General features: G+C 66.6%; 20 protein-coding genes. 8 read left to right on the forward strand and 12 right to left on the reverse strand.

What is annotated here, in order from left to right:
• Positions 1 to 458 precede the first annotated feature (458 nt).
• Positions 459 to 1,511 (reverse strand): LysR family transcriptional regulator, encoded by a 1,053-nt coding sequence (locus LU699_RS08575; protein ID WP_425491059.1) that lies wholly within the window; start codon positions 1,509 to 1,511, stop codon positions 459 to 461.
• Between the two features lie 429 nt (positions 1,512 to 1,940).
• Here LU699_RS08575 and LU699_RS08580 point away from each other — a divergent pair, with 429 nt between their 5' ends.
• The 5 genes from LU699_RS08580 (at position 1,941) to LU699_RS08600 (ending at position 9,593) form a co-directional block, all read left to right on the forward strand.
• Positions 1,941 to 2,723 (forward strand): SDR family oxidoreductase, encoded by a 783-nt coding sequence (locus LU699_RS08580; RefSeq protein ID WP_232580555.1) that lies wholly within the window; start codon positions 1,941 to 1,943, stop codon positions 2,721 to 2,723.
• Positions 2,720 to 3,904, forward strand: coding sequence for an efflux RND transporter periplasmic adaptor subunit (locus tag LU699_RS08585; protein ID WP_232136539.1), 1,185 nt, complete (start codon positions 2,720 to 2,722; stop codon positions 3,902 to 3,904). Before LU699_RS08580 ends, LU699_RS08585 begins: the two co-directional genes overlap by 4 nt.
• A 208-nt stretch (positions 3,905 to 4,112) precedes the next feature.
• Positions 4,113 to 7,292 carry an efflux RND transporter permease subunit gene (locus LU699_RS08590; protein ID WP_232136540.1) on the forward strand — a complete coding sequence of 1,060 codons (3,180 nt, stop codon included), beginning with the start codon at positions 4,113 to 4,115 and terminating at the stop codon, positions 7,290 to 7,292.
• An 85-nt stretch (positions 7,293 to 7,377) separates the two neighbouring features.
• Positions 7,378 to 8,127 (forward strand): SDR family oxidoreductase, encoded by a 750-nt coding sequence (locus LU699_RS08595; protein WP_232136541.1) that lies wholly within the window; start codon positions 7,378 to 7,380, stop codon positions 8,125 to 8,127.
• Positions 8,127 to 9,593: an efflux transporter outer membrane subunit gene (locus LU699_RS08600; RefSeq protein WP_232136842.1), complete on the forward strand. Its 1,467-nt coding sequence runs from the start codon at positions 8,127 to 8,129 to the stop codon at positions 9,591 to 9,593. The genes LU699_RS08595 and LU699_RS08600 overlap by 1 nt, the downstream gene beginning before the upstream one ends.
• A gap of 174 nt (positions 9,594 to 9,767) precedes the next feature.
• On the opposite strand, the gene LU699_RS08605 is transcribed toward LU699_RS08600, so the two are convergent.
• The 10 genes from LU699_RS08605 to LU699_RS08650 all read right to left on the reverse strand — a co-directional run bounded on the left by LU699_RS08605 (position 9,768) and on the right by LU699_RS08650 (position 19,063).
• A complete protein-coding gene (locus LU699_RS08605; RefSeq protein ID WP_232136542.1) occupies positions 9,768 to 11,156 on the reverse strand; it encodes a phospholipase effector Tle1 domain-containing protein in 1,389 nt (462 codons plus the stop codon).
• A gap of 24 nt (positions 11,157 to 11,180) precedes the next feature.
• Positions 11,181 to 11,708 (reverse strand): hypothetical protein, encoded by a 528-nt coding sequence (locus LU699_RS08610; protein ID WP_232136543.1) that lies wholly within the window; start codon positions 11,706 to 11,708, stop codon positions 11,181 to 11,183.
• Positions 11,709 to 12,414: 706 nt separating this feature from the next.
• Positions 12,415 to 14,316, reverse strand: coding sequence for a molecular chaperone HtpG (gene htpG, locus LU699_RS08615; RefSeq protein WP_232136544.1), 1,902 nt, complete (start codon positions 14,314 to 14,316; stop codon positions 12,415 to 12,417).
• Between the two features lie 109 nt (positions 14,317 to 14,425).
• Positions 14,426 to 14,845, reverse strand: coding sequence for a DUF1801 domain-containing protein (locus LU699_RS08620; RefSeq protein ID WP_232136545.1), 420 nt, complete (start codon positions 14,843 to 14,845; stop codon positions 14,426 to 14,428).
• Positions 14,846 to 14,899: 54 nt separating this feature from the next.
• Entirely contained in the window at positions 14,900 to 15,490 is a 591-nt protein-coding gene (locus LU699_RS08625) for a cytochrome b (RefSeq protein ID WP_232136546.1), read from the reverse strand.
• On the reverse strand, positions 15,487 to 16,569 hold the full coding sequence (locus LU699_RS08630) for a catalase family peroxidase (protein ID WP_232136547.1): 1,083 nt from the start codon (positions 16,567 to 16,569) through the stop codon (positions 15,487 to 15,489). The genes LU699_RS08625 and LU699_RS08630 overlap by 4 nt, the downstream gene beginning before the upstream one ends.
• Positions 16,570 to 16,663: 94 nt before the next feature.
• The gene (locus tag LU699_RS08635; protein WP_232136548.1) at positions 16,664 to 17,110 is read right to left on the reverse strand and encodes a hypothetical protein; all 447 of its coding nucleotides are present in this window, start codon (positions 17,108 to 17,110) and stop codon (positions 16,664 to 16,666) included.
• A 124-nt stretch (positions 17,111 to 17,234) separates the two neighbouring features.
• Positions 17,235 to 17,639 carry a hypothetical protein gene (locus tag LU699_RS08640; RefSeq protein WP_232136549.1) on the reverse strand — a complete coding sequence of 135 codons (405 nt, stop codon included), beginning with the start codon at positions 17,637 to 17,639 and terminating at the stop codon, positions 17,235 to 17,237.
• A 567-nt stretch (positions 17,640 to 18,206) separates the two neighbouring features.
• On the reverse strand, positions 18,207 to 18,602 hold the full coding sequence (locus tag LU699_RS08645) for a GFA family protein (protein WP_425491213.1): 396 nt from the start codon (positions 18,600 to 18,602) through the stop codon (positions 18,207 to 18,209).
• Positions 18,599 to 19,063: a hypothetical protein gene (locus tag LU699_RS08650; RefSeq protein ID WP_232136550.1), complete on the reverse strand. Its 465-nt coding sequence runs from the start codon at positions 19,061 to 19,063 to the stop codon at positions 18,599 to 18,601. Before LU699_RS08650 ends, LU699_RS08645 begins: the two co-directional genes overlap by 4 nt.
• Here LU699_RS08650 and LU699_RS08655 point away from each other — a divergent pair.
• From LU699_RS08655 to LU699_RS08665, 3 genes are all read left to right on the forward strand, one after another.
• Positions 19,053 to 19,823: a CPBP family intramembrane glutamic endopeptidase gene (locus LU699_RS08655; RefSeq protein ID WP_232136551.1), complete on the forward strand. Its 771-nt coding sequence runs from the start codon at positions 19,053 to 19,055 to the stop codon at positions 19,821 to 19,823. The two genes, LU699_RS08650 and LU699_RS08655, sit on opposite strands and share 11 nt — an antisense overlap.
• Before the next feature lie 107 nt (positions 19,824 to 19,930).
• The gene (locus tag LU699_RS08660; protein WP_232136552.1) at positions 19,931 to 20,587 is read left to right on the forward strand and encodes an energy transducer TonB; all 657 of its coding nucleotides are present in this window, start codon (positions 19,931 to 19,933) and stop codon (positions 20,585 to 20,587) included.
• A 53-nt stretch (positions 20,588 to 20,640) separates the two neighbouring features.
• The gene (locus tag LU699_RS08665; protein ID WP_232148349.1) at positions 20,641 to 21,318 is read left to right on the forward strand and encodes a hypothetical protein; all 678 of its coding nucleotides are present in this window, start codon (positions 20,641 to 20,643) and stop codon (positions 21,316 to 21,318) included.
• 54 nt (positions 21,319 to 21,372) lie between these two features.
• Here the strand turns inward: LU699_RS08665 and LU699_RS08670 are convergent, their stop codons facing one another.
• Positions 21,373 to 21,912, reverse strand: a complete 540-nt coding sequence (locus LU699_RS08670; protein WP_232136554.1) for a DUF1697 domain-containing protein — start codon at positions 21,910 to 21,912, stop codon at positions 21,373 to 21,375.
• Between the last annotated feature and the right edge of the window lie 69 nt (positions 21,913 to 21,981).

Below are 21,981 nucleotides of genomic sequence, written 5' to 3' on the forward strand. Positions count from 1 at the left end.
GACCGAGGCAGGATGCCGAGTCGGAAAATCCAGATGCGCTAAGAGCCGCGGGCTTCGGACGTGTCGGGGAGACGTTTTTCTTTGGTTTCGTTTCTTTTGGCGTCAACCAAAAGAAATGAACTCGGCCGCGTCAGCGGACGAAAGCGTTTGATCTACGCCTGTGCGTTTGCCTGCGCCGGGAGACGCAACGTCAAACGCTTCCACTCGCCTTGCGGCGAGCGGGTTCATTTCTTTTGCTGGCCCTAAAGAAACGGAACCAAAGAAAAGGGCCAGCCCCGAGGGAGCAAATCCGGCCAGTCATTCGTTCCGGGATTTTTCGACTCGCCATCCTGGCTCGGTCGAAAAACGCCGCACATCCATGTGCGACGCCCTACGGGTCTGCATACAGACGCGGTGGCGTTACGGCGATCAACAGCGAAGAGCAGAGCAGGCACCGCCTCCGGCGCGTGCCGACACACTTACCTGCCGACCGGCACAACCTCCTCCTCGACATCCACCACCGGCACCACCACCCGCCGCGTCGCCTTCTCCAGCTGCGCAAGCGCCACCTTGCCCGCCGCCTTCGCTTCCAGTGCCTGCTGCTGCACCTGGCAGAGCGTCTGCATGTGGTCGGCGTCGAAGTTCAGGCGTTCGATCAGGAAATCGACGAACGCGCGCACCTTCGGTGACACCAGTCGGCCGCCGGGGAAGACGGCGTTGAAGTCGACTTCAGGGCCGGTCCAGCCGGCGAGCACGCGTTGCGCCATGCCGGCTTCGACGAAGGCCTTGGCCATCACATCGCCGGTGAGCATCAGGCCTTCGCCCTTGATCAGTGCCCAGTTCAGCGCGGCGGGATCGTTGGCAACGAGCTGCGGGTTCACCGGGAAATCGCGCAGCGCGCGGCCGTCGGTGAGCGACCAGATGAAGCGGTTGTTCGCGTTATGGCTCTTGCGCATCACCAGGGTGCGGTGGTGCTGCAGGTCGTCGGGATGCAGCGGTTCGCCGTGCTGTTCGATGTAGGACTGGCTGGCGAAGACCTGCGTGCGCAGGCTGCCGAGCTTGCGCGCGACGAGGTTGGAATCGGGCAGCGTGCCGATGCGCAGGGCGAGGTCGGCTTCGCCTGCGATCAGGTCGAGCTTCTCGTTGCCCATGTGCATGTCGAGCTGGATCTCGGGGTACTGCGCCTGGAAGTCGCCGAGCAGCGGCGCGATCCAGGTGATGCCGATCGAATACGGCACGGTGAAACGCAGCCAGCCGCGCGGGCCGGACTGCAACTGCGCGACGGCGCTTTCGGCGTCTTCGAGGCCGCGCGCGATGCGCTGGCAATGCTCGTGATAGATGCTGCCGGCCTCGGTCAGGCCAAGCCGGCGCGTGGTGCGGTTGAGCAGGCGCGCGCCGAGTCGCTGTTCGAGTTCCTGCACTTTGCGGCTGACCGTGGTCTTGGGCAGGCCAAGCGCATTGGCGGCAGCGATGAAGCTGCCCTGCTCGACCACCTTGACGAAGATCAGGGTCTCGTTGAGATCGTGTGCCATGTGGAACTCCTGGAGCGGGCGCGCGCACGGTGCGCGGAGGATTGGACCGTGACGGGGATAATTATTCCCTCGAATAGGGACTAATCAAGTCCCCTTTCGAGGCGGATGATCTGCGGCATCCCCCGAGTCGCCGCCGCCCATGTCCGCCCTCCGTCCCGCCGCGCCCCCTGTGCAACGCCCTGCGACCGCCCCCGCGCGTCGCCGTGGGCTGCGCATGGAAATCCCGCCGAATCAATCGTCTAGCGCACGGATCGCCACCCCCAAGCGGCTCCAGGCCGGCCATGCCGGCTGGGGCTGGCTGTGGTCCTGGTTGCCCGGCAATGCCCGCCGCCGCAGTGCCCCGGCATCGATCGAAGACCGGTTTTCGGGAGACAAAATCCCATGAAAGGGACAATCAGGGCGCCTCTGGTGATTGTGGGCGCCACCGGGATGGTCGGAACGCGCGTGGTTGCGCAGGCATTGGCCGCCGGGCGCCGCACGATCGCGGTCGCCAATGACGCCGAAGCGCTCGACCAGCTGACGGTCCGGCACAGTGCCGGACTGACCACGCTGTTCGCGGATATCCGCAGCGATGGTGATGCGGCCGATCTCGCCACGCGCCTGCGCGCACTGCCCGGCCCGGCACCGGGTTCGGTGATCGCGGCGATCCGTGGCGCGGCCGGCAGTCAGCGTGTGCTCGATGCGCCCGCGGACTTCCTGCGTCGCCGCCTTGATGAAGATCTGCTGCCGCACCTGTCGATCGCGCGCCATCTGCTGCCGCTGCTCGCCACGCAGCCGCGCGCCGGCTACGTGCTGGTCGGCGGCCCCGGCGCGGACCATCCGTGGTCGGGTTACGGCCATCACTCGATCGGCGCGTCCGCGCTGCGGATGCTCGCGCGGGTGCTGCACGAAGAAGCCCGCACGCTGCCGGTGCGCGTGCAGATGCTGGCCGTCGATTCGCCGGTGCGCTGCGATGCCAACGCCGCCCATGCGCGTGCGCAATGGCCGGATGTCGATGCGATCGCCGACCACGCGCTGCGTCTGGTCGATGGCGCCGCGAATGCAGACGTCGCCCTCGTGCGCTTCCCGATCGGCGCGGCCGTGCGCCCGCCGGGTCTGTCCGACGACCTCGATGTCGGCCCCTGCGCACCCACCCATTCCCACCAGACCGATGCCAGCGCCTTGCTGCGTCGCCTCGCCACCGCCGCCTCCCCCCAGGAATCACGCTCATGATCCGCTCCCACCTCACACCGCGCGCGTGGCGCGCCCTTGCTGGCACCGGTCTCGCCGTTGCCGTCGCGCTGGTCATCGCCGGCTGCGACACCCAGGCCCAGGAACAGACCCAGCCGCCACCGCCGGATGTCGGCGTCGCCGCCGTGCTGTCGGAACAGGTGCAGGACTGGAACGACGCCACCGGCCGCATCGCCGCGATCGAAAGCGTCGAACTGCGCCCCCGCGTCAGCGGTTACGTGCAGCGCGTGGCCTACGCCGAAGGCGATGAAGTGAAGCAGGGCGACCTGCTGTTCGTCATCGATCCGCGTCCGTATCGCGCCGCGCTGCAGCGCGCGGAAGCCGAACTCGCCCGTGCCCGCGCCGATGCGCAGCTGGCGACCACGCGTCATGCCCGCGCACAGTCGCTGATCGATGCCAGCGCGATCTCGCGCGACGATTTCGAAGCCCGCAGCGCCGGTCGCGCCGAAGCCGAAGCCGCGGTACGCGGTGCGCAGGCCGCGGTCGAAACCGCACGACTGGATCTGGCATTCACCGAAGTGCGTGCGCCGGTTGCCGGTCGCGCCGGTCGCGCGATGCTGACCACCGGCAACCTCGCCCAGGCCGATGCGTCGATGCTGACCACCGTGGTCTCGCAGGATCCGGTGCACGTCTACTTCGAGACTGATGAGCGCACCTATCTGCGCCACCAGGCGATGTCGCGCGCCGGCGAGCGCACCAATGCCGACAACGCGGTGCGCGTGGGTCTGGCCGACGAGACCGGTTATCCGCACGCCGGCACCGTCGACTTCCTCGACAACCAGATCGATCCCGCGACCGGCACCGTGCGCGCCCGCGCCGTACTGCCGAACCCGGACCGCCGCTTCACCCCGGGCCTGTTCGCTCGCGTGCAGCTGGAAGGCGCGGCCGCGCGCCCGGCGATCCTGATCGACGACAAGGCCGTGATCACCGACCAGGACCGCAAGTTCGTCTACGTCGTCGGCGAGGACAACACCGCACAGCGCCGCGACATCGTGCCGGGCCGCGTCGTCGAAGGCCTGCGCGTCGTCGAATCGGGTCTCGCCGCCGGCGACCGCGTGATCGTCAACGGCGTGCAGAAGGTCTTCATGCCGGGCATGCCGGTTGCGCCGAAGGCCGTCGCGATGCGCGGTGGTGCGCCGATCGAGGCGGTCGCGAAGCGCTGACGCGCGCTTGACCCACACCTCTCCCTTCGGGAGAGGTCGACGCGCGCAGCGCGTCGGGTGAGGGCGAGGCGTCACCGTTGAAACCCCGCCCTCATCCGCCCCTCCGGGGCACCTTCTACCCCGAGGGCACGTTGTCCCAGAGGGAGAAGTGCTTGCCGTTCCCGCGTTCTTTTCTCTGCGGCCCCGCGCCGCCCACAAGGATTTCCCCGTGGACTTCTCCCGCTTCTTCATCGACCGGCCGATCTTCGCCGCGGTGCTGTCGATCCTGATCTTCGCAGGTGGCCTGATCGCCATCCCGCTGCTGCCGATCGGCGAATACCCCGAGGTCGTGCCGCCCTCGGTGGTCGTGCGCACCGTGTATCCCGGTGCCAACCCGAAGGTGATCGCCGAAACCGTGGCGACGCCGCTCGAGGAAGCCATCAACGGCGTCGAGGACATGATGTACGTCAAGTCCGTCGCCGGCTCCGACGGCGTGCTGCAGCTCACCGTGACCTTCAAGCCCGGCACCGATGCCGACGAAGCGGCGGTGCGCGTGCAGAACCGCGTGGCGCAGGCGCTGGCGCGGTTGCCCGAGGATGTCCGACGGCAAGGCGTGACAACGCAGAAGCAGTCGCCGGTGTTCCTGATGGTCGTGCATCTGACCTCGGAAGACGGCCGTTACGACTCGCTGTACCTGCGCAACTACATGCGGCTGCACGTCAAGGACGAGATGGCCAAGATCACCGGCGTCGGCGATGCGCAGCTGTTCGGTGGCGGCGATTACGCGATGCGGCTGTGGCTCGATCCCGACAAGATCGCGGCGCGCGGTATGACCGCGAGCGACGTGGTGCGCGCAGTGCGCGAGCAGAACGTGCAGGTCTCGGCCGGCCAGCTCGGCGCGGAACCGATGCCCAACGGCAGCGATTTCCTGCTGCCGATCAATGCCAAGGGTCGACTGGAGAGCGTCCAGGAATTCGGCGACATCGTGCTGAAGTCCGGCGCCGACGGTGAGCTGGTGCGCCTGGCCGATGTCGCGCGTATCGAACTCGCGGCCGGCGACTACACGCTGCGCGCGCGCCTCGACGGCAAGAACGCCGCTGCGATCGGCATCTTCCAGGCACCGGGCGCGAATGCGCTCGACATCCGCGACGGCGTGGTCGCGAAGATGGAGGAGCTGCGCCCGCAGCTGCCGCCGGGCGTGCAGATCCAGTCGATCTACGACACCACGATCTTCGTGCGCGATTCGATCAAGTCGGTCGTGGTGACGCTGATCGAAGCCACGCTGCTGGTGGTGCTGGTGGTGATCCTGTTCCTGCAGACCTGGCGCGCGTCGATCATTCCATTGCTCGCGGTGCCGGTGTCGATCGTCGGCACGTTCGCGGTGCTGTACCTGCTCGGTTACTCGATCAACACGCTGACCCTGTTCGGGCTGGTGCTGGCGATCGGCATCGTGGTCGACGACGCGATCGTCGTGGTGGAGAACGTCGAGCGGCACATCGAACTCGGCGCCACGCCATTGGAGGCCGCGCATCTGGCGATGAAGGAGGTCTCCGGCCCGATCATCGCGATCGCGCTGGTGCTGTGTGCGGTGTTCGTGCCGATGGCGTTCCTCACCGGCGTGACCGGCCAGTTCTACAAGCAGTTCGCGGTGACCATCGCGATCTCGACGGTGATCTCGGCGATCAACTCGTTGACCCTGTCGCCCGCGCTCGCCGCCAAGCTGCTGCAGCCGCACGGCGCGCCGAAGGATCGCCTGACGCGCATCATCGATCGCCTGTTCGGCTGGCTGTTCCGTCCGTTCAACCGCTTCTTCAACCGCAGCTCGGCGCGTTACGAGAGTGCGGTGTCGCGTTCGCTGGGCCGTCGCGGTGCGGTGTTCCTGGTCTACGCGGTGCTGCTGGTCGGCGCGGGCGTGATGTTCAAGGTGGTGCCGGCCGGCTTCATTCCGGTGCAGGACAAGCTGTACGTGATCGCCGGCGTGAAGATGCCGGAGGGCGCATCGATCGAACGCACCGACGTGGTGCTCAAGAAGATGGCCGCGCTCGCCAGTGAAGTGGACGGCGTCGCCAGCGAGATCGCGTTCCCGGGCCTCAACCCGCTGCAGTTCACCAATACGCCCAACAACGGCGTGATCTTCTTCACCCTCGATCCCTTCAGCGAGCGCTCGCGCACCGCCGAAGAGATCACCGCCGAACTCAACCAGAAGTTCTCGACGATCCAGGAAGGTTTCACCTTCGCCTTCATGCCGCCGCCCATCCAGGGCCTCGGCAACGGTTCGGGCTGGTCGCTGTTCGTCGAAGACCGCACGCGTCTGGGCTACGGCGAACTGCAGGCCGCCGTGCAGGCGTTCCAGGGGGCGGCGATGCAGACGCCGGGCCTGGGCTATCCGATCAGCAGCTACCAGGCGAACGTGCCGCAGCTCGATGCCGACGTGGATCGGGTCAAGGCCAAGGCGCAGGGCGTGCCGCTGACGGAACTGTTCGACACGCTGCAGACCTATCTCGGTTCGGCCTACGTCAACGACTTCAACATGTTCGGTCGCACCTGGCAGGTCATCGCCCAGGCCGACGGCCAGTTCCGCGACGAGGTGACCGACATCGCCAACCTGCGCACGCGCAATGACGCGGGCGAGATGGTGCCGGTGGGTTCGATGGTCAACGTACGCCAGACCTACGGTCCCGATCCGGTGATCCGCTTCAACGGCTATCCCGCGGCCGACCTGCTAGGCGATGCCGACCCGCGCGTGCTGTCGTCGGGCGAGGCCATGGCCAAGGTCACCGAACTCGCCGGACAGGTGCTGCCGGCCGGCATGGGCATCGGCTGGAGCGACCTGAGCTATCAGCAGTCGAACCAGAGCGGTGCGGCGATGGTGGTGTTCCCGCTCGCGGTGTTGCTGGCGTTCCTCGTGCTCGCGGCGCTCTATGAGAGCTGGTCGCTGCCGCTGGCGGTGATCCTGATCGTGCCGATGACGCTGCTGTCCGCACTGTTCGGCGTGTGGCTGGCGGGCGGTGACAACAACGTGTTCGTGCAGGTGGGGCTGGTCGTGCTGATGGGCCTGGCGTGCAAGAACGCGATCCTGATCGTCGAGTTCGCACGCGAACTGGAAATGCAGGGCAAGGGCATCGTCGAATCCGCGCTGGAAGCCAGCCGTCTGCGTCTACGCCCGATCGTCATGACCTCGGTCGCCTTCATCGCCGGCACCGTGCCGCTGGTGCTGTCGACGGGTGCAGGTGCGGAAGTCCGCTCGATCACCGGCGTCACCGTGTTCGCCGGCATGTTGGGCGTGACCCTGTTCGGCCTGTTCCTGACGCCGGTGTTCTACGTCGCACTGCGCAAGCTCGCCAATACCCCGGTGGTGTCGCACAAGCCGGTGCCGCACGACGCACCCGTCAGCAGCACGCACGCATGAGCCACATCGCACACATCCCCTTTTTCGATCCAGGCCGCGCCGACGCGCGCGGCCTCAACCCGGATCCCCACGCCAGGAGTCACCCATGAACACCTCGTACCGCATCGCCCTCGTCACCGGCGCCACCCGCGGCATCGGTCTGGAAACCGTGCGGCAGCTCGCGGAAGCCGGCGTGCACACGCTGCTGGCGGGCCGCAACCGTGACCGCGCTGTCGCAGCCGCATTGAAGCTGCAGGCCGAAGGCCTGCCGGTCGAGGCCATCGCGCTCGACGTCACCGATGCCGCGAGCATCGCCGCGGCCGCGAAGACCCTCGAAGACCGCCACGGCCGCCTCGACATTCTGGTCAACAACGCCGGTATCGGGCTCGACGACGCGCAGCTCGGCACGGCAGGCCAGTCGATCGACACCTGGCGCGCGACGTTCGAAACCAACGTGTTCGGACTGATCGCCACCACGCAGGCGCTGCTGCCACTGCTGCACAAGTCGGCAGCCGGCCGCATCGTCAACGTGTCCAGCCTGCTCGGCTCGATCAGCGAGCATCAGAATCCGGATTCCTTCATCTACGACTTCAAGGGCGTGCCGGCCTACAACGTGTCCAAGAGCGCAGTCAACGCCTGGACCGTGCATCTGGCGCACGTGCTCAAGGACGCCGGCATCAAGGTCAACACGATCCATCCGGGTTACGTGCGCACCGACATGAACAAGTCGGGCGACGAACAGAACGGCGAACTCGAAGTCGCCGACGGCGCGCGCACCAGCGTGCGTCTGGCGCTGATCGACGATGCCGGCCCGACCGGCGGCTACTTCTATCTCGACGAGGTGCTGCCGTGGTGATGCGTCCACTGATCACGGTGCTGGCGGCGGCGCTGCTCACCGCCTGCGCCGTCGGCCCCGAGCACGTGCGGCCGTCGATGGCCGTGCCGCAGACCTTCGAAGGCACTGCCGCACCGGATGCGACCGCGGCGACCGCGAACCCGGCGACCGCCACCGCCGCGCCGGTCGTGGCTGACACCGCGTTCTGGCAGGCGTTCGGCGACCCGCAGTTGAACGCGCTGGTCGACGACACGCTGCTCGCGAATCACGACCTGCGCATCGCACTCTCCCGCTATGACCGCGCGAACGCGTTGCTGCGCGGTACGCGCTTCGACCAACTGCCGACGATCAATGCCAGCGGGACCGCCAGCAGCAATCGCGCGAGCGCCGACCAAGCGCCCGGCGTGCCGCGCGATGCACGCGACACCGACAGCTTCGATGTCGGCATCGGCGCCAGCTGGGAACTCGACCTGTTCGGCCGCGTGCGACGCAGCGTCGAGGCCGGACGCGCCGATGTGGCCGCGAGCGCGGACGATCTGCGTGCCTTACAGGTCGCGATCGTCGGTGAAGTCGCGACGGCCTATCTCGATCTGCGTGGCCTGCAGGAACGGCTCCGCGTGGCGACCGAGAACGCCGGCAACCAGCAGCACACGCTGGCGCTGGTCGACGCGCGCCGCAACGCCGGACAGGACAGCGATTTCGACAGCGCACGCGCTTCGGCGCAGGCCGCGTCGACGGCGGCACGCATTCCGATGCTGGAAGCCGAGATCGCCGTCGCCACCCACCGTATCGCCGTGCTGACCGGGCGCACGCCCGATGCATTGCGCGCGCAGCTGACCGTTGCGCGTGCATTGCCTGCGGTGCCGCGCGCGATCGATCCCGGCACGCCGGCCGACGTGCTGCGTTTGCGTCCGGACGTCTCCGCGGCCGAGCATCGCCTGCACTCGGCGACCGCGCGCGTCGGCGTCGCGACGGCGGATCTGTTTCCGCGGCTCACGCTGGGTGGCCTGATCGGCAGCCAGGCCGGCGACATCGACGCACTGTTCGGACGCGACAGCGAAACACGACTGGTCGCGCTGGGTATCGACTGGTCGTTCCTCGACATCGGTCGCGTGCGTGCACGCATCGCCGCGGCTGACGCCGACGCCTCGATGGAACTCGCGCGCTACCAGCAGACGGTGCTGCGCGCACTCGAAGACACCGGCAATGCCCTGGTGCGTTTCGACCGGGCCCACGACGCCGACGTCGAACTCGAACGCGCCGCCCGCGACAGCGCCCGCGCCGCCCAGCTCGCCCGCCTGCGTTTCGACGCCGGCGGCACCAGCCTGCTGGAAGTCCTCGACGCCGAGCGCACGCAGCTGCAGGCCGAAGACGCCTTCGCCTCCGGACGTACGCGCACTGCGACGGATGCGGTCGCGCTGTATCGCGCGCTTGCAGGTGGCTGGCCGCAGACCTTGCCGGCGCGTGAGATGGCGGGGGTGCGCTGAAGCGTTCGCAGCTGTACTTCTTGGCGCTCTTCCAGGGGCGGGTCACGTCATCCTGGCAGAGCAACCATCGTCATCCCGGCATTGCCCGGGGTGACGACGCGGAAGCCAGTCTGTCGATGTGATCAGGTTCGTTTCGCAGAAGACGAAGTGTCCATTCGCGCAAACCCGAATCGCTTAGAGCGCCGGCCCATCCACCTGATGCGCTGGCGCCGGGCCGTGCGCACCACCGCGCGCCGCGACCTCGCGCGACTGCTGTTCCAGCGCTTCGAATCCTTGCTGTAGCCACGTCTGCCCCGCATCACTCGCCAGCTGCTCGCGTAGACGCTCCGAAATCGCATGCCCGTCCTCGCGCGCGGCCGCCGACAGCAGTTCACTTGCGAACGCGGCTTTTTCGAGACCCGCATCGCGCACCGGCACATTGCCCTGCACCGGCCCGATTCCGACACGCTGCCACTCCAGCGCCTCGGCCATCGCCTCGTTGCGCGGCATCGCGTCGCGGCAATCGATCTGGCACAGCGACGGCGGTGCCAACAGATCCCGCATGCCGCGCGCACCCGCCTTGTCGAAGATCGAAGTGCCGTAGATGGAGAGATGCTCTTCGGACCGATGGACCACGTAGCGATCCGGATCGTCGGGAAGCGCGCGTTTCTCCAGCGGCGGCGGCCGGATCATGCTGTTGAGGTAATCGACACCAAGGTTCCCCGCAAGGATTCCGAGCCCATCGCGTCGATAGCCGCCACCGATGTCGCTGTGCGCACCCGCGACGCCGACGTTGAGAAAGCGGCCATCCGACGTGGCGCCGAAGTCGGTGATCCATGTGCCCTGGAACAGATTGCGCCGCTCGCTCATCGCCGTGATCTGGAACGCGGACACGACGGACTCCGCGAGGCGCCGGTCATTCTGGCGCGGTGCGCCGGTGCCGACCGGATCGAATAACGCAGCGGCCTGGATCACACCTCCAGGTTCGCGCAACGGTGGACGCGGGTAGATCACCTGACCGACGATCAGGCCATCCGCATTTCGCTTGATCACTGCGTCCGTCGGATCCTGGATGCCACGCTCTTCTACCAGCCGGGTGAATCCGGCGGCTTGCTCAGCGCCCCGGCTGAAGCCGGTGGCGAGGATACGGATGTCCGCGTCGGAATTCTCGATCAACCATTTTTGAGATTGAAGAACGAACTGGAAATACATGTCCTCGATGCGCGCTTCATAACTGCCGCCGTGCATCGCATCGATCATCCCGCTGATGCCGCCCTGCGTGCCTGGGCCCTCGACGTAGCCCCTCTCGATCGGCGTGTATCCGAGCCGATCCTTTGCCTCCATTGCATGGCTACGGATCTGCTCATCAATCAGCGCCACGTTGGTAAATTTCTCCGGATCCCGTTTGCTGTTTCCGGTGCCGTCGAACGATGCGACAAATAATCGCTGCTCTACCCTGTTCTCATCGAGCAGGAGCGGTGCGGCGAATTCTTCAAGATTACGCTCGGCGACATCGAAACTCGCCAGATGCACTGCAGTCGCGATATCCGCCCCAATGCCATCGGGTTGTCGGTTCCCACCCATGGTCCACCTCCATGTGGATCGGGGTCAGTACGTCCTGCTCCATGCGAGGACAAGATCGTTTCGGGAATTGCTGTACCGGTTGTCCGGAATGCGAGGCGCTTTCAGCGAAAGGTATGCCCGCATGTAGACATTGATCGTGCGGTCGTTGATTTCCATCACGATGTCCGGGTTCACCATTGGCGTGCGATCCGAGATCTCCTCACGCGGTGCCTCGTAAAGCACCAGCTCGTCCCTGAAGATCTCGCCGATATCCACGTCCGCTTCCAATGGCGTGCCATCCCGGCTCTTCCACTTCACCACCGCGGGTGGCGGGAAGTTGCGGATCATGAGATGGCCAGCGCCGGAGGCGTTGAGCGAGTTGGGATGCACGTCCTCTCGCGCAGGGCGAGGCCCGCCCGAGTAGGGACGATCGGCGTAGACCACCGTGTATTCCTGCAACGCGTAGGTCGTGATACCGAAGTTGTGCCGCAGAAATCTGAGCGGCCACTCGGTCAATGGGCCGAGTTGCGCACTGTCGGATGCGGTTGGAACCGAGTCCTGAGTCATCGCCATGCCCTGGCATCCTGTCGTGGTGAGTGCGGCTGCAAAGATCGCGGTCGCGATCCCCTGCGCTGGACTGCCTTCTCGAGGCGGACGCCCGATCCTGTGGGCCATCATCGTGCTCCCTGCCGTTGAACGGTTCCGCCCTGCGCCCCGGCACCTGGCCGATGTGTCCGGCGGGTTCGAACGGACGCGGGACGGAGGCAGACAGGATGGCGCAAGCCGATGCTGCTTGGAATCGGGGCATACCGGATCGCGGTGTGGGGATTGACGGGCTGGCAGTTCATGAGCGCATCGACATGCGGTCAAGCGATGAGGTGTCCCTCAAGCCAAAGCGCCCTCACCCCAACCCCTCTCCCAGGGGGAGAGGGGCTATGAGACGACGCGCGCGTCTCGGAATCGCGACGTACACGCTTTGAGCCGCTCTCCCTCGGGGACTACGTGCCCACCGGGGTAGAGGGGTTGGGGTGAGGGCGGACACGTGGTGGAACACAACGAAATTGTATGCCCAACCGGACGACATCCGGCTCATCGTCCACAGCATAAGCGTGCGTCTTGCAGCTGTTGTTTCGCACGCGCAAAGCAGCGAGGCAGTTTCGCGCGCGTCACGCTTCATGCGCTCGGAACGTGTGCCGCACTCAACCCTCCCCCGCGTGCGGGGGAGGGCTCAAAACTTGACGCCGCAACTGATGGGCTGCATGCGCTTCAGCAGCCTGCCTCAGCCGCCCAACAGCACCCGGTTCATCCGCTGCACGAACGCAGCGGGATCCGGCAGCGGCGCGCCCGCGGCGATCTCGGCCTGCTCCAGCAGCAGCGTCGAAAGATCGGTCGCCTTCGCATCATCCGCTTCGCTTTCGATCCGCTGCAGCAACGCGTGCTGCGGGTTGATCTCGAGCGTCGGCTTGCTCTCGGGCACGTCCTGGCCGGCTTCGCGCAGCAGGCGGGCGAGGTGCGGGGCCATTTCGTAGTCGGCGAGCGCGAGGCAGGACGGCGAATCGGTGAGGCGAGCGGACACGCGCACATCGCCGACGCGGTCGCCGAGCAGATCCTTGATGCGCTCGACCAGCGGTGCGGCGGCAGTCGTGGCTTCGGCCTGCTTCGCCTTGTCAGCTTCATCGAGCGGCAGTTCGCCCTTGGCGACGTTCTTCATCGACTTGCCGGCGTACTCGTGCAGGCTGCCGAGCATCCATTCGTCGATGCGGTCGAACATCAGCAGCACTTCGATGTCCTTCGCGCGGAAGGCTTCGAGCTGCGGACTGCCGGCAGCGGCCTTGTAGCCATCGGCGGTGATGTACCAGATGGTGTCCTGGCCGACCGGCATGCGGCCGACGTAGTCGTCGAGCGACACGGTCTGCGATGCGCCCTCGCCCTTCGTCGACGCGAAGCGCAGCAGCTTGGCGATGCGCTCGCGGTTGCTGGCGTCTTCGACGATGCCTTCTTTCAGCGTGTTGCCGAAGGCCTTGTAGAACGCGGTGAACTTCTCGGGCTCGTCGCGCGCGAGCTTCTCGATCAGATCGAGCACGCGCTTCACGCACGCGCCCTTGATGCGGTCGAGCTGGCGGTTGTGCTGCAGCAGTTCGCGGCTGACGTTGAGCGGCAGATCGTCGGCATCGACGACGCCGCGCACGAAGCGCAGGTAATTCGGCAGCAGTTCCTCGGCGGCGTCCATGACGAACACGCGCTTGATGTAGAGCTTCAGTCCCTTGCGCTCGTCGCGCCCGCCCATCATCAGATCGAACGGCGGCTGCGACGGCAGATACAGCAGCGTGGTGAAGCTCTGGCTGCCTTCGACGCGGTTGTGGGTCCACGCGGCCGCGTCGTTGAAGTCGTGGCCGAGCGCCTTGTAGAAGCCCTGGTATTCCGCTTCGGTGATCTCGGATTTCGGGCGGGTCCACAGCGCGGATGCGTCGTTCGCGGTCTCCCACTCCGGCGCGGCGTCGGCCTTCGGCTCGTCCTCGCCTTCAGCGGCCGACAGCGCGTCCTTGGGCATGCGGATCGGAAACGCGACGTGGTCGGAGTACTTCGTCACCAGCGAGCGCAGCTTCCAGCCGTCGAGGAACTCGTCCTCGTCTGCCTTGAGATGCAGCACGACGGTGGTGCCGCGCTCGGGCAGGGTGACGTCTTCGAGCGAATACTCGCCGCGGCCGTCGCTTTCCCACTTCACACCGGCGTCGGGCGCAGCGCCCGCGTGGCGGGTCAGCACGGTCACGCGATCGGCGACCACGAAGGCCGAGTAGAAACCGACACCAAACTGGCCGATCAGGCGTGCATCGGCCTTCTGCTCGCCGCTCATCGCTTCGAGGAAGCGGCGCGTGCCGGAGCTGGCGATGGTGCCGATGTTGGCGACCACGTCGTCGCGGTTCATGCCGATGCCGGTGTCGCGGATCGTCACCGTGCGCGCCGCCTTGTCCCAGCTGACATCGATGTGCAGCTCGCCGTCGCCCGCCAGAAGGTCGGGATTGGCGATCGATTCGAAGCGCAGCTTGTCGCAGGCATCCGAGGCGTTGGAGATCAGCTCGCGCAGGAAGATCTCCTTGTGCGAGTACAGCGAGTGCGTGACCAGATGCAGGACCTGGGCGACTTCGGCTTCGAACTTGCGGGTTTCGGCGGGTGCGGTCATTGCGTGCGGCGTCCGTGTGGATGTGGTGCGAATGTTGGATATAGGTGTCGATGGCGCGGAATCAAGCGCCGACGCCAGCGACCGGGTCGTCTGCAGGCGATCCGCCGTCTCAAACGTGCGCGATCCACTGGCGCAGCAGGGTCTGCACCGCGTCGGCGCGGGCTTCGATGTCGTCGCGGTTGGCGAACGCGAGCAGTGCGCGATCCGGTGATGGCCAGGTCAGCAGTCCGTCGAGATCGTCAATCGCGAGTCCGCCGTCGGGCAGTGCACGCGCTTTGGCGCCGCGGTGCAGGACCAGGCCGATGCCGGAGGTCGCGCGCAGCTGCGTGGTCGCGAAGTATTCGGTGGTGCGCCAGCTCGGCGCGTTCCATTTGATGCCTTCCGCGACCGTTGGATCGACGCCCAGCACCAGCGCGCGCAGGCGTTGCACGGCGTCGACGTGCGGGTGATCGAGATCGGCCATAAAGGCATCGACGGCGACCGAAGTGTCGGCCGGTGTGCTGTGTCGCGGACGGGCGGTCTTCGCCATGGCTGGACTCCTGTCGAAAGAATCCAGCCTAACGAAGCAGGTGTCGCAAGCGGCTCAAGGCGCGTCGATCTCCGTGCGCGCGGCCACGCGGTCATCGTGCGGACGCGGCCCCAGCGGCACCGGCGCCATCGTGCGGTACACGCCATCGCGACGGACCCACGCGTGATACAGCGCGGCGGCGAGATGCAGCAGGATCACCGCGAGCAACGCGCGCGCCAGCCACGTGTGCGCGGCGCGCAACACGCTGTAGATCGCGGGATCGTGCGGCGCGATCGACGGCAGATGCAGATCGCCCCACACCACGACCGGATTACCGGCCGCCGACACCATCGCCCACCCTATCAACGGCATCGCGAACATCAACGCGTACAGCGCAACATGGGAGGCATGCGCCGCAGCGCGCTGCCACTGCGGGAGATCGCGCGGCAACTCGGGCGTGCGACGCCGCAGTCGATGGATCAAGCGCACGATCACCAGCACCAGCAGCGCGATGCCGATCGGCCGGTGCAGCATCAGCAGCGACGGGCGCAACGTCATCGACGACACCATCGCCACACCGACGAACAGCATCGCCAGGATCAGGATCGCCATGCTCCAGTGCAGCACGCGGGCGAATGCATCATGGCGATCGGTCGGCGCGTTCATCGGGCGGCCTCCGGGGGTGGTGTGCCGTCGACATCGGCGCCGCGCGCGACCTCGCGCTCGCGTCGATCGAAGGACTGCGCATACACGGCTGCGCGTGCGGCGAGGATCGGATCGTCCGACAGCGCAACGCCGGTCGGGATGATGGTTGGATCGAAGTTCAGATCGCGGCACGCACCGGTCGCCTGGTCCTGCGCGTCGGTCACCACGACGGTGCCGACGACGACCTGTTCGCGATCATCGGGCCAGGGCGTGCTCGGATCGCTGGCATCGTCGCCATCGGCAGCGATCGTGGCGACCATGTCCCATCGCAACGGCCCATTCGCAAGCCGCTCACGCAGTTCGTCCTGCAGATAATTGCCTTCCGCCGCCTCGCGCTGCGCGGCGGTCATCTCGACGAACGGCGCCTGCGGACGCATCGACCAGCGCACCAGGCGTTCACCGCCCTTGCCGGTGAAGCGGTAGGCGTGGATGCCGTTGTACTGCGTGTTGGCGAAGCTGTCGGACCACGGCGCGGACTTCGCCCACGCGGCGAAGCGCTGCGCTTCGGAATGCTGCGCGGCGAACGCGGCCATACGTTCTGGATCCGGCTTGCCGGTCGCCGGATCCGGCGCCGACGCGCGCGTCTGTTCGAGAAAGGTCTCGATCGACGCCGCACCGAAGAACGGAAAACTGTTCATCGCCATGCGCCACTCGCTGCCGTCGGCGCCCTTGAGCACCAGCGACATGCTGCGTACGCGCGCCTGCGCGTCCAGGCCGTAAGGCGAGCCACCGCCGATCGACAGGCGCCCGAGCACTGGCGTATCGGTCCGGGAGAACACACTTGCGCTGCTGAGCGCGGCGCCTTCCGGATTGCCTTCGAAATGACCAACGACGCAGATGCCCTTGGCATGTGCGCGCCGGAAGCCGGGATACGGCGTGGTCGATGTCGCCTCGATCGCATCGGTCATGCGCGCGGACGTGAGCCGGTCCGGCGTGAGCCAGCCTGCGGTCCAGGCGAAGGCACCGCCGACGGCGGCCACGATCGCCGCGATCGCGACATAGGCACCGGTGCGGCGGCGGGGTGCGGGGACTTGCGACATGGGCGCGGCTCGTGGCGGATCGCGGCGAGCGTACGCCCGTTGCGGGGCCGGGCGGGTGAAGGCTGTATCGTCGCGACCGGTCAACGCGCGCGACTTACTGCAGCTGGATCTGCGCCGCGTCGGTCACGCGCACATGGGTCTGGTAGTAGTACTTGCCCGTTGGCTGGCCGGCCGTGGTGAAGTTGATCCGCACTCGCGTTGCCGCGCCCTGTACCAGGATGCGTTTGTGCTCGAGTGCGACGGCGAGTGGCTCGCCGAGGCGCAGTTCCAGCTGGCGTGCCGCCGCAGGCGTCAGCGCGACCGTCAGATTGCGCTGGTCGCGGTAATCGGTCTCGGAGTTGAGATAGGTCGCGCCGTCCTGATGACCGATCGCATTGACCTGCATCGAGAAGGTGCCAGCAGCGCCACGTGGCGCAGCGTCGGCGGCGAGCTGGATCGCCTGCGCAGGTTGCAGCCAGCGCGCCTGGTCGTTGGAAACGCCGCTCACACAGCCGGTCGCGAAAAGTGCGGCAACCACTACCGTCATGCGTATCGAAGTCATGTGTCTTCCTTGAAGGGCTGAAACGTCCTGGCGTCGAATCGAAACAGACCGCACGCGCGGGTTATCCGCCCGTACAGTCTGTCAGACCGCGATGACGATGACATCGCGATCCATGGTCCTGCGGTCAAGGCTGGTAGCAGGCACCCGACGGATCGGCTTCGATCTGGATCAGCTCGCTGCCACCGCCGCCCCACACATTGCCGCCCGTGAAGATCAGGCAGCCCTCGTCGCGAAACAGCGCCTGCAGGCGCGTCGCGTCGTTACCGAAGTAGAACGGGATCCAGCGCTTGCCGGACTCGTAGGTGTGGAAGCGATCCGGCGCGCGATCCAGCAGTTCCTGCACGTCCTGCATGCTCATGCCGATTTCGAGCTGCGCGAACTTGCTGCCTTCGGCGGGCGTACCGACGATCTCGCCGGTGAACGTGCCGTCCTTCGACTGGACCTCTCGCGTCTGTCCATCCTGCGCGACGACCGACCCCGAAGCCGCCACGGCCAGCGCCAACGCGGCGCCGATTCCCCAATTGCGCATTGCAATCCCCTTGCGTGCTGCGTCGCCGGAATGGCGACGGCGTGGGGATGCTAGCAGGCAGGATCGACCGGGATGCGGCGTCATCCCTCAGCAGGTGTGTCGAAGCAGGCAATTGATGCTCGGTGCGCGCCGCCCCACCATTTCTCGATGTTCTCAACTGACAACAAGCCTGATTTGCACAGTGCACATACGTCGCCGATGCGCGTCGCGCCATCTCGCTCATTCCGTCTTGGCTCAGGCAGATTTTTAGCCCCTCTCCCTTCGGGAGAGGGGTTGGGGTGAGGGACAGGGCGCTCGCGACCGCCTGGAGGACAGGCAATTCAAGCGACCGGCAACGGGCGACGCCATGACGCCATGACGCCATGACGCCAACGATTCGCCCTCACCCGACGCGCATGCGCGTCGACCTCTCCCAGAGGGAGAGGTGCTTCTCGCACGAAATCAGGCATGCATCGGTCGGCGCCCAACGGGTGGAAAGCGTCTTGCGCGCACGCTTGTTGGCCTAGGAAGTTCGGCTGGCTTTGACACAGAACACGTCGCAATCCAGAACGACATCGGTCCCCGGCGCTACACCAGACTCTGCGCCGCCCCGTTGCTGCGTCCGATCTCACCGATGGCCGTGACATCCACGCCCTCGATACACGCCAGATTGAACCCGTATTCGTTCGGCGCGCTTCGGCGCTGGTGGTGGGTGTAGATGCCGCAGACGCTGCAGAACCAGTGCTTGGCGATCTTCGTGTTCCACTGGTACAGGCTGAGCACATTGGCGCCGCGGGTCACGCGCAGGCGGTCGAGCGTCACGCCGGCCATCACCGCGCCCTTGCGACTGCAGATCGAGCAGTTGCAGCGGCGGATGTTCTCGAAGCCGTCGATCAGATCGACCTCGAATTCGACGGCCTTGCAGTGACAGGTGCCGATGACCGTCTGCATCGCGGGCCGCTCGGCGGCAGAGGCGTCGGTCACTTCTGCAGACCTGCCACGACTTCCGACACGTTGAGGCCCAGTTCGAGCTGCAGGCGCACGTACTCGCGCTCCTTGCGCGACAGGCTGCGGCCCATCTCGATACGCACATCCTCGGCTTGCATGATGCGGATGATCCGAGGCATCGCCGAGCCGATGGCGTCCGGGCCGTAGCCGGCTTCGCGCAGGGCCGCGATGAGAAGGGCTTCAAGTTCCATGACACGTCCGGATCGAATTCGAGACTCGTATTGTGCGCCAGGCGTCACGGGTCGACACGCACGCAGCTCGGCTTTCGGCATCAGTGCGGCGCCATGACTTGCGGCCTTTGTGCGTGCATGCGCGGCAGGCAAGGATGGCAACCGATCCCCGACCGGCCATCTCGCGCCAATGCCCATCATCACCGGCACTGCTGACACAGCTGCCCACGGATTTCGAATCAGACGCTGGACCGCGTTGCCGATCATCGCGGTCTTCCTGTGGCTGGATCACTTCCATCTCGATCTGTTCCGCGCCGTTGCCGGCGACTGGAACGGCGCGACGCGCACATGGGCGCTTGCGCTGCTGGGCTATCTGCCGCACTGGATCGTCGCATTGGGCGTAGCGGCATTATTGACCCGGCCACGCCACGCCGCCCGTGCGCTCGGCCTCGACGGCCGTCCCCTCCGCGCGTTGGTGCTCGGTCTGCTGTTGACCGCGCCGATGGCACTGGGACTCGCACTCAAAGCGCCGCTGACACTCGATGCCGATACGCCGCATGCACTGATGCGCCACGCGCTGCTGCCCGGCTGCGGCGAAGAACTCCTGTATCGCGGCCTGTTGTTCGGCCTGCTGTTCCGCATCGCGGGCTGGGGGTTCGTGCCGGCGGCGTTGACCGGCGCGCTGCTGTTCGGCGCCGCGCATCTGTCGCAAGGCGGCAGCGCGGTCGAGGCGGCCGGCATCTTCGCCATCACCGCGCTGGGCGGTGTGTGGTTCGCGTGGCTCTACGTCGAATGGGATTTCGATCTGTGGGTGCCGGTGGCGTTCCATGTCCTGATGAACGCCTGGTGGGTGGTGTTCCCGGTGGCCGACAACGCACTCGGGCCGCTGTGGACCGTCGGCCTGCGGCTGCTGGTGATCGCGCTTTCGGTCGGTGTCACGCTCGCGTACGCAAGACGCCGCGGCGGCCGGCGCATCCGCGGACGACACTGGTTCTGGATTCGTGCAAACAGCAGTGTCATGCGCTGAAGCGGGCGGACGCCGCACGATCACCCGCGCGACATCACCCTCGCATTCGTTGTCCGGCCGGTTACGCTTCGGCAGCCCACACCGGGTGATCAGCAGAGGAACGCGCGATGCGTCGACTGGGGGCTTGTCTTGCGCTGCTGTGGCTTGCGGGCTGCGCGTCGCAGCCGGACGCCGTGATCGAACGCGACGGATGCCGCGTGCTGCCTGCCAGAGCGTCGCTCACCGATGTCCGCATGCACGCGCTCACGCTGAAGCAGGACGCCAAAGGCTGCCGCGCCGTCGGCCGCGCGCCCACGCAGGACATCGCGGCGATGCAGCAGCGGGCACTGGTCGTGATGGCCACCGCGCACTGCGGCGCCATGGCCACACCGGGTGAGATCCAACAGGCGAACACCCAGGGCGTCGCGTCCTACGGCTTCACACTGCTGCTCGCGGCCAAGCCCGATGCCGTCTGCCATGCGCCCGGCACAGGCGATCGCGCGATGCCCGTGGTCTCGATCGACGAAGCGTCCCGTCGAAGCAATCCACCGCGGTATCCACCCACGATGACCCACGCCGGCATCGAAGGCCGCGTCATCCTGACCCTCCTGGTCGAGCCCGACGGCGCAGCGGCGGCCGCGCTCGTGCAGACCAGCAGCGGCCAGGCGGCGTTCGACCAGTCCGCCACCGAGGCCGCGCGCAAGTGGCGGTTCCATCGGGATGCTGCCTCGAAGCACGAGGGCCTCGCGGTGGTGCGCGTGCCCGTGCGATTCGCAATGGATTGAGGCCCGATGCCCGTCCGCACATGCTGCATCCGTCGCATCAGAGCGCGCCATCCATGAAGATCACCCGGCTGCTCGGCATCTACGCACTCGGCATGGGGCTGGTCTTCGTGCTGCTGCTCACATGGATCGGCGCGGTGTACGCGATCAATGTCTACACCACGGCGGAGCTGTCGGCCGAGGCCATCCTCAACACGATGCTGACCGGGCTGCTGAGCGTCGTCGTCTTTCCGATCGTGCATCGTGCTGTGTACCGGCATTACTGGGCCATCAGTCGCAAGCTGGCGTCCGGTGAACTGCAGGTCGGCGACCACATGCCGGTCATCGGCGCCGAACCCGCTTCGCCGGTGCCGCGGGTCCGCAAGACGCGCTTGCAGATCGCGCTGTACGTTGCGCTTTACGCACTCGCGATGGCATCGCTGCTCGCCGCCTACGCGCCCCCCGGGCATCAGGAAGCGTTGAACGCCTACCTCGCCCGTTTCAGCTTCGGGCGCAGTTCGTTCTCCAGCCTCGCCACGCTGGTGGTGGTGTACGCACCGATGGCGATCGGACTCGGGATCGCGATGCCGCTGCTGGAGATCGATCGCAGGCGCATGCAGTCACGCGAACTGCCTGCAACCGAAGCGCTGCGTCTGCAGCTCCGTCAGGACTGGGTGTTCTCGTTCGTGATGTCGTACGTCACCGTCAGCTTCCTCGCATTCGTGACGGGCAACATGATCCTCAATCATCTTTGAGGCGCGCCACACGCTTGAGTGTTCATTCGCAAACCCGCAGTCACACAAGCTGCATCACCCCGCATCGAGCAACGCACGCAGCTTGAGCACCGTCGCCCAGTTGCGGGTCGTCAATGCGCGACCTGCCTTGCCCAGAAGCGCGGGCGCGACCTTGCTCTCCAGCAAGCCGGCCGGACATTCCAGATAGCCGGCGTCGTCGGTGACGACGAGCCGCTCCGGCAACACCGCCAGCGGCTGCAGATCGTCCAGCAGCCGCAGCGCTTCCGGTGCCTGCGCGAAGATCACCAGACACCGCGAATGCTCTGACTCGGCCGGCGCCATCGGGCTCTCGCTGACGATGCGGTCCACCTCCGCTGCCGACTTGACGATGACCGGCGTCGACACGCCCAGCTGCGCGGACAACGCATCGGCAATGGTCTGCGCGAACTTCGCCGTCGAGCGCACCGGCGCAGTGACCACCGCATTGCCGCTGTTGAGCAGCGTCCGCACCTGCGTACAGCCCAGGGATTCGAGCAGTTGCTTGAACGCCGCCATCGGTACACGGTTGCCCTTGCCGACATTGACGCCACGGAGCAGAACGACGAAACGAGGCATGGCGGTCACCTGGAAATGTCAGGGAGTCAGCGAGTGTGCAGTGAAGCGGACGGTGCAGCGACTGACACC

The organism is Luteimonas fraxinea (assembly GCF_021233355.1).
In the GTDB taxonomy this organism is placed as follows: Bacteria; Pseudomonadota; Gammaproteobacteria; order Xanthomonadales; family Xanthomonadaceae; genus Luteimonas; species Luteimonas fraxinea.

Coding starts and splice junctions, on each gene's coding strand:
- LU699_RS08665 (WP_232148349.1), top strand. CDS start 20,641: ATGAAGATCACCCGGCTGCTCGGCATCTACGCACTCGGCATGGGGCTG.
- htpG (WP_232136544.1), bottom strand. CDS start 14,316: ATGACCGCACCCGCCGAAACCCGCAAGTTCGAAGCCGAAGTCGCCCAG.
- LU699_RS08620 (WP_232136545.1), bottom strand. CDS start 14,845: ATGGCGAAGACCGCCCGTCCGCGACACAGCACACCGGCCGACACTTCG.
- LU699_RS08650 (WP_232136550.1), bottom strand. CDS start 19,063: ATGATCGGCAACGCGGTCCAGCGTCTGATTCGAAATCCGTGGGCAGCT.
- LU699_RS08585 (WP_232136539.1), top strand. CDS start 2,720: ATGATCCGCTCCCACCTCACACCGCGCGCGTGGCGCGCCCTTGCTGGC.
- LU699_RS08625 (WP_232136546.1), bottom strand. CDS start 15,490: ATGAACGCGCCGACCGATCGCCATGATGCATTCGCCCGCGTGCTGCAC.
- LU699_RS08575 (WP_425491059.1), bottom strand. CDS start 1,511: ATGGCACACGATCTCAACGAGACCCTGATCTTCGTCAAGGTGGTCGAG.
- LU699_RS08605 (WP_232136542.1), bottom strand. CDS start 11,156: ATGGGTGGGAACCGACAACCCGATGGCATTGGGGCGGATATCGCGACT.
- LU699_RS08670 (WP_232136554.1), bottom strand. CDS start 21,912: ATGCCTCGTTTCGTCGTTCTGCTCCGTGGCGTCAATGTCGGCAAGGGC.
- LU699_RS08660 (WP_232136552.1), top strand. CDS start 19,931: ATGCGTCGACTGGGGGCTTGTCTTGCGCTGCTGTGGCTTGCGGGCTGC.
- LU699_RS08595 (WP_232136541.1), top strand. CDS start 7,378: ATGAACACCTCGTACCGCATCGCCCTCGTCACCGGCGCCACCCGCGGC.
- LU699_RS08640 (WP_232136549.1), bottom strand. CDS start 17,639: ATGCGCAATTGGGGAATCGGCGCCGCGTTGGCGCTGGCCGTGGCGGCT.
- LU699_RS08600 (WP_232136842.1), top strand. CDS start 8,127: ATGCGTCCACTGATCACGGTGCTGGCGGCGGCGCTGCTCACCGCCTGC.
- LU699_RS08635 (WP_232136548.1), bottom strand. CDS start 17,110: ATGACTTCGATACGCATGACGGTAGTGGTTGCCGCACTTTTCGCGACC.
- LU699_RS08630 (WP_232136547.1), bottom strand. CDS start 16,569: ATGTCGCAAGTCCCCGCACCCCGCCGCCGCACCGGTGCCTATGTCGCG.
- LU699_RS08580 (WP_232580555.1), top strand. CDS start 1,941: ATGGTCGGAACGCGCGTGGTTGCGCAGGCATTGGCCGCCGGGCGCCGC.
- LU699_RS08610 (WP_232136543.1), bottom strand. CDS start 11,708: ATGGCGATGACTCAGGACTCGGTTCCAACCGCATCCGACAGTGCGCAA.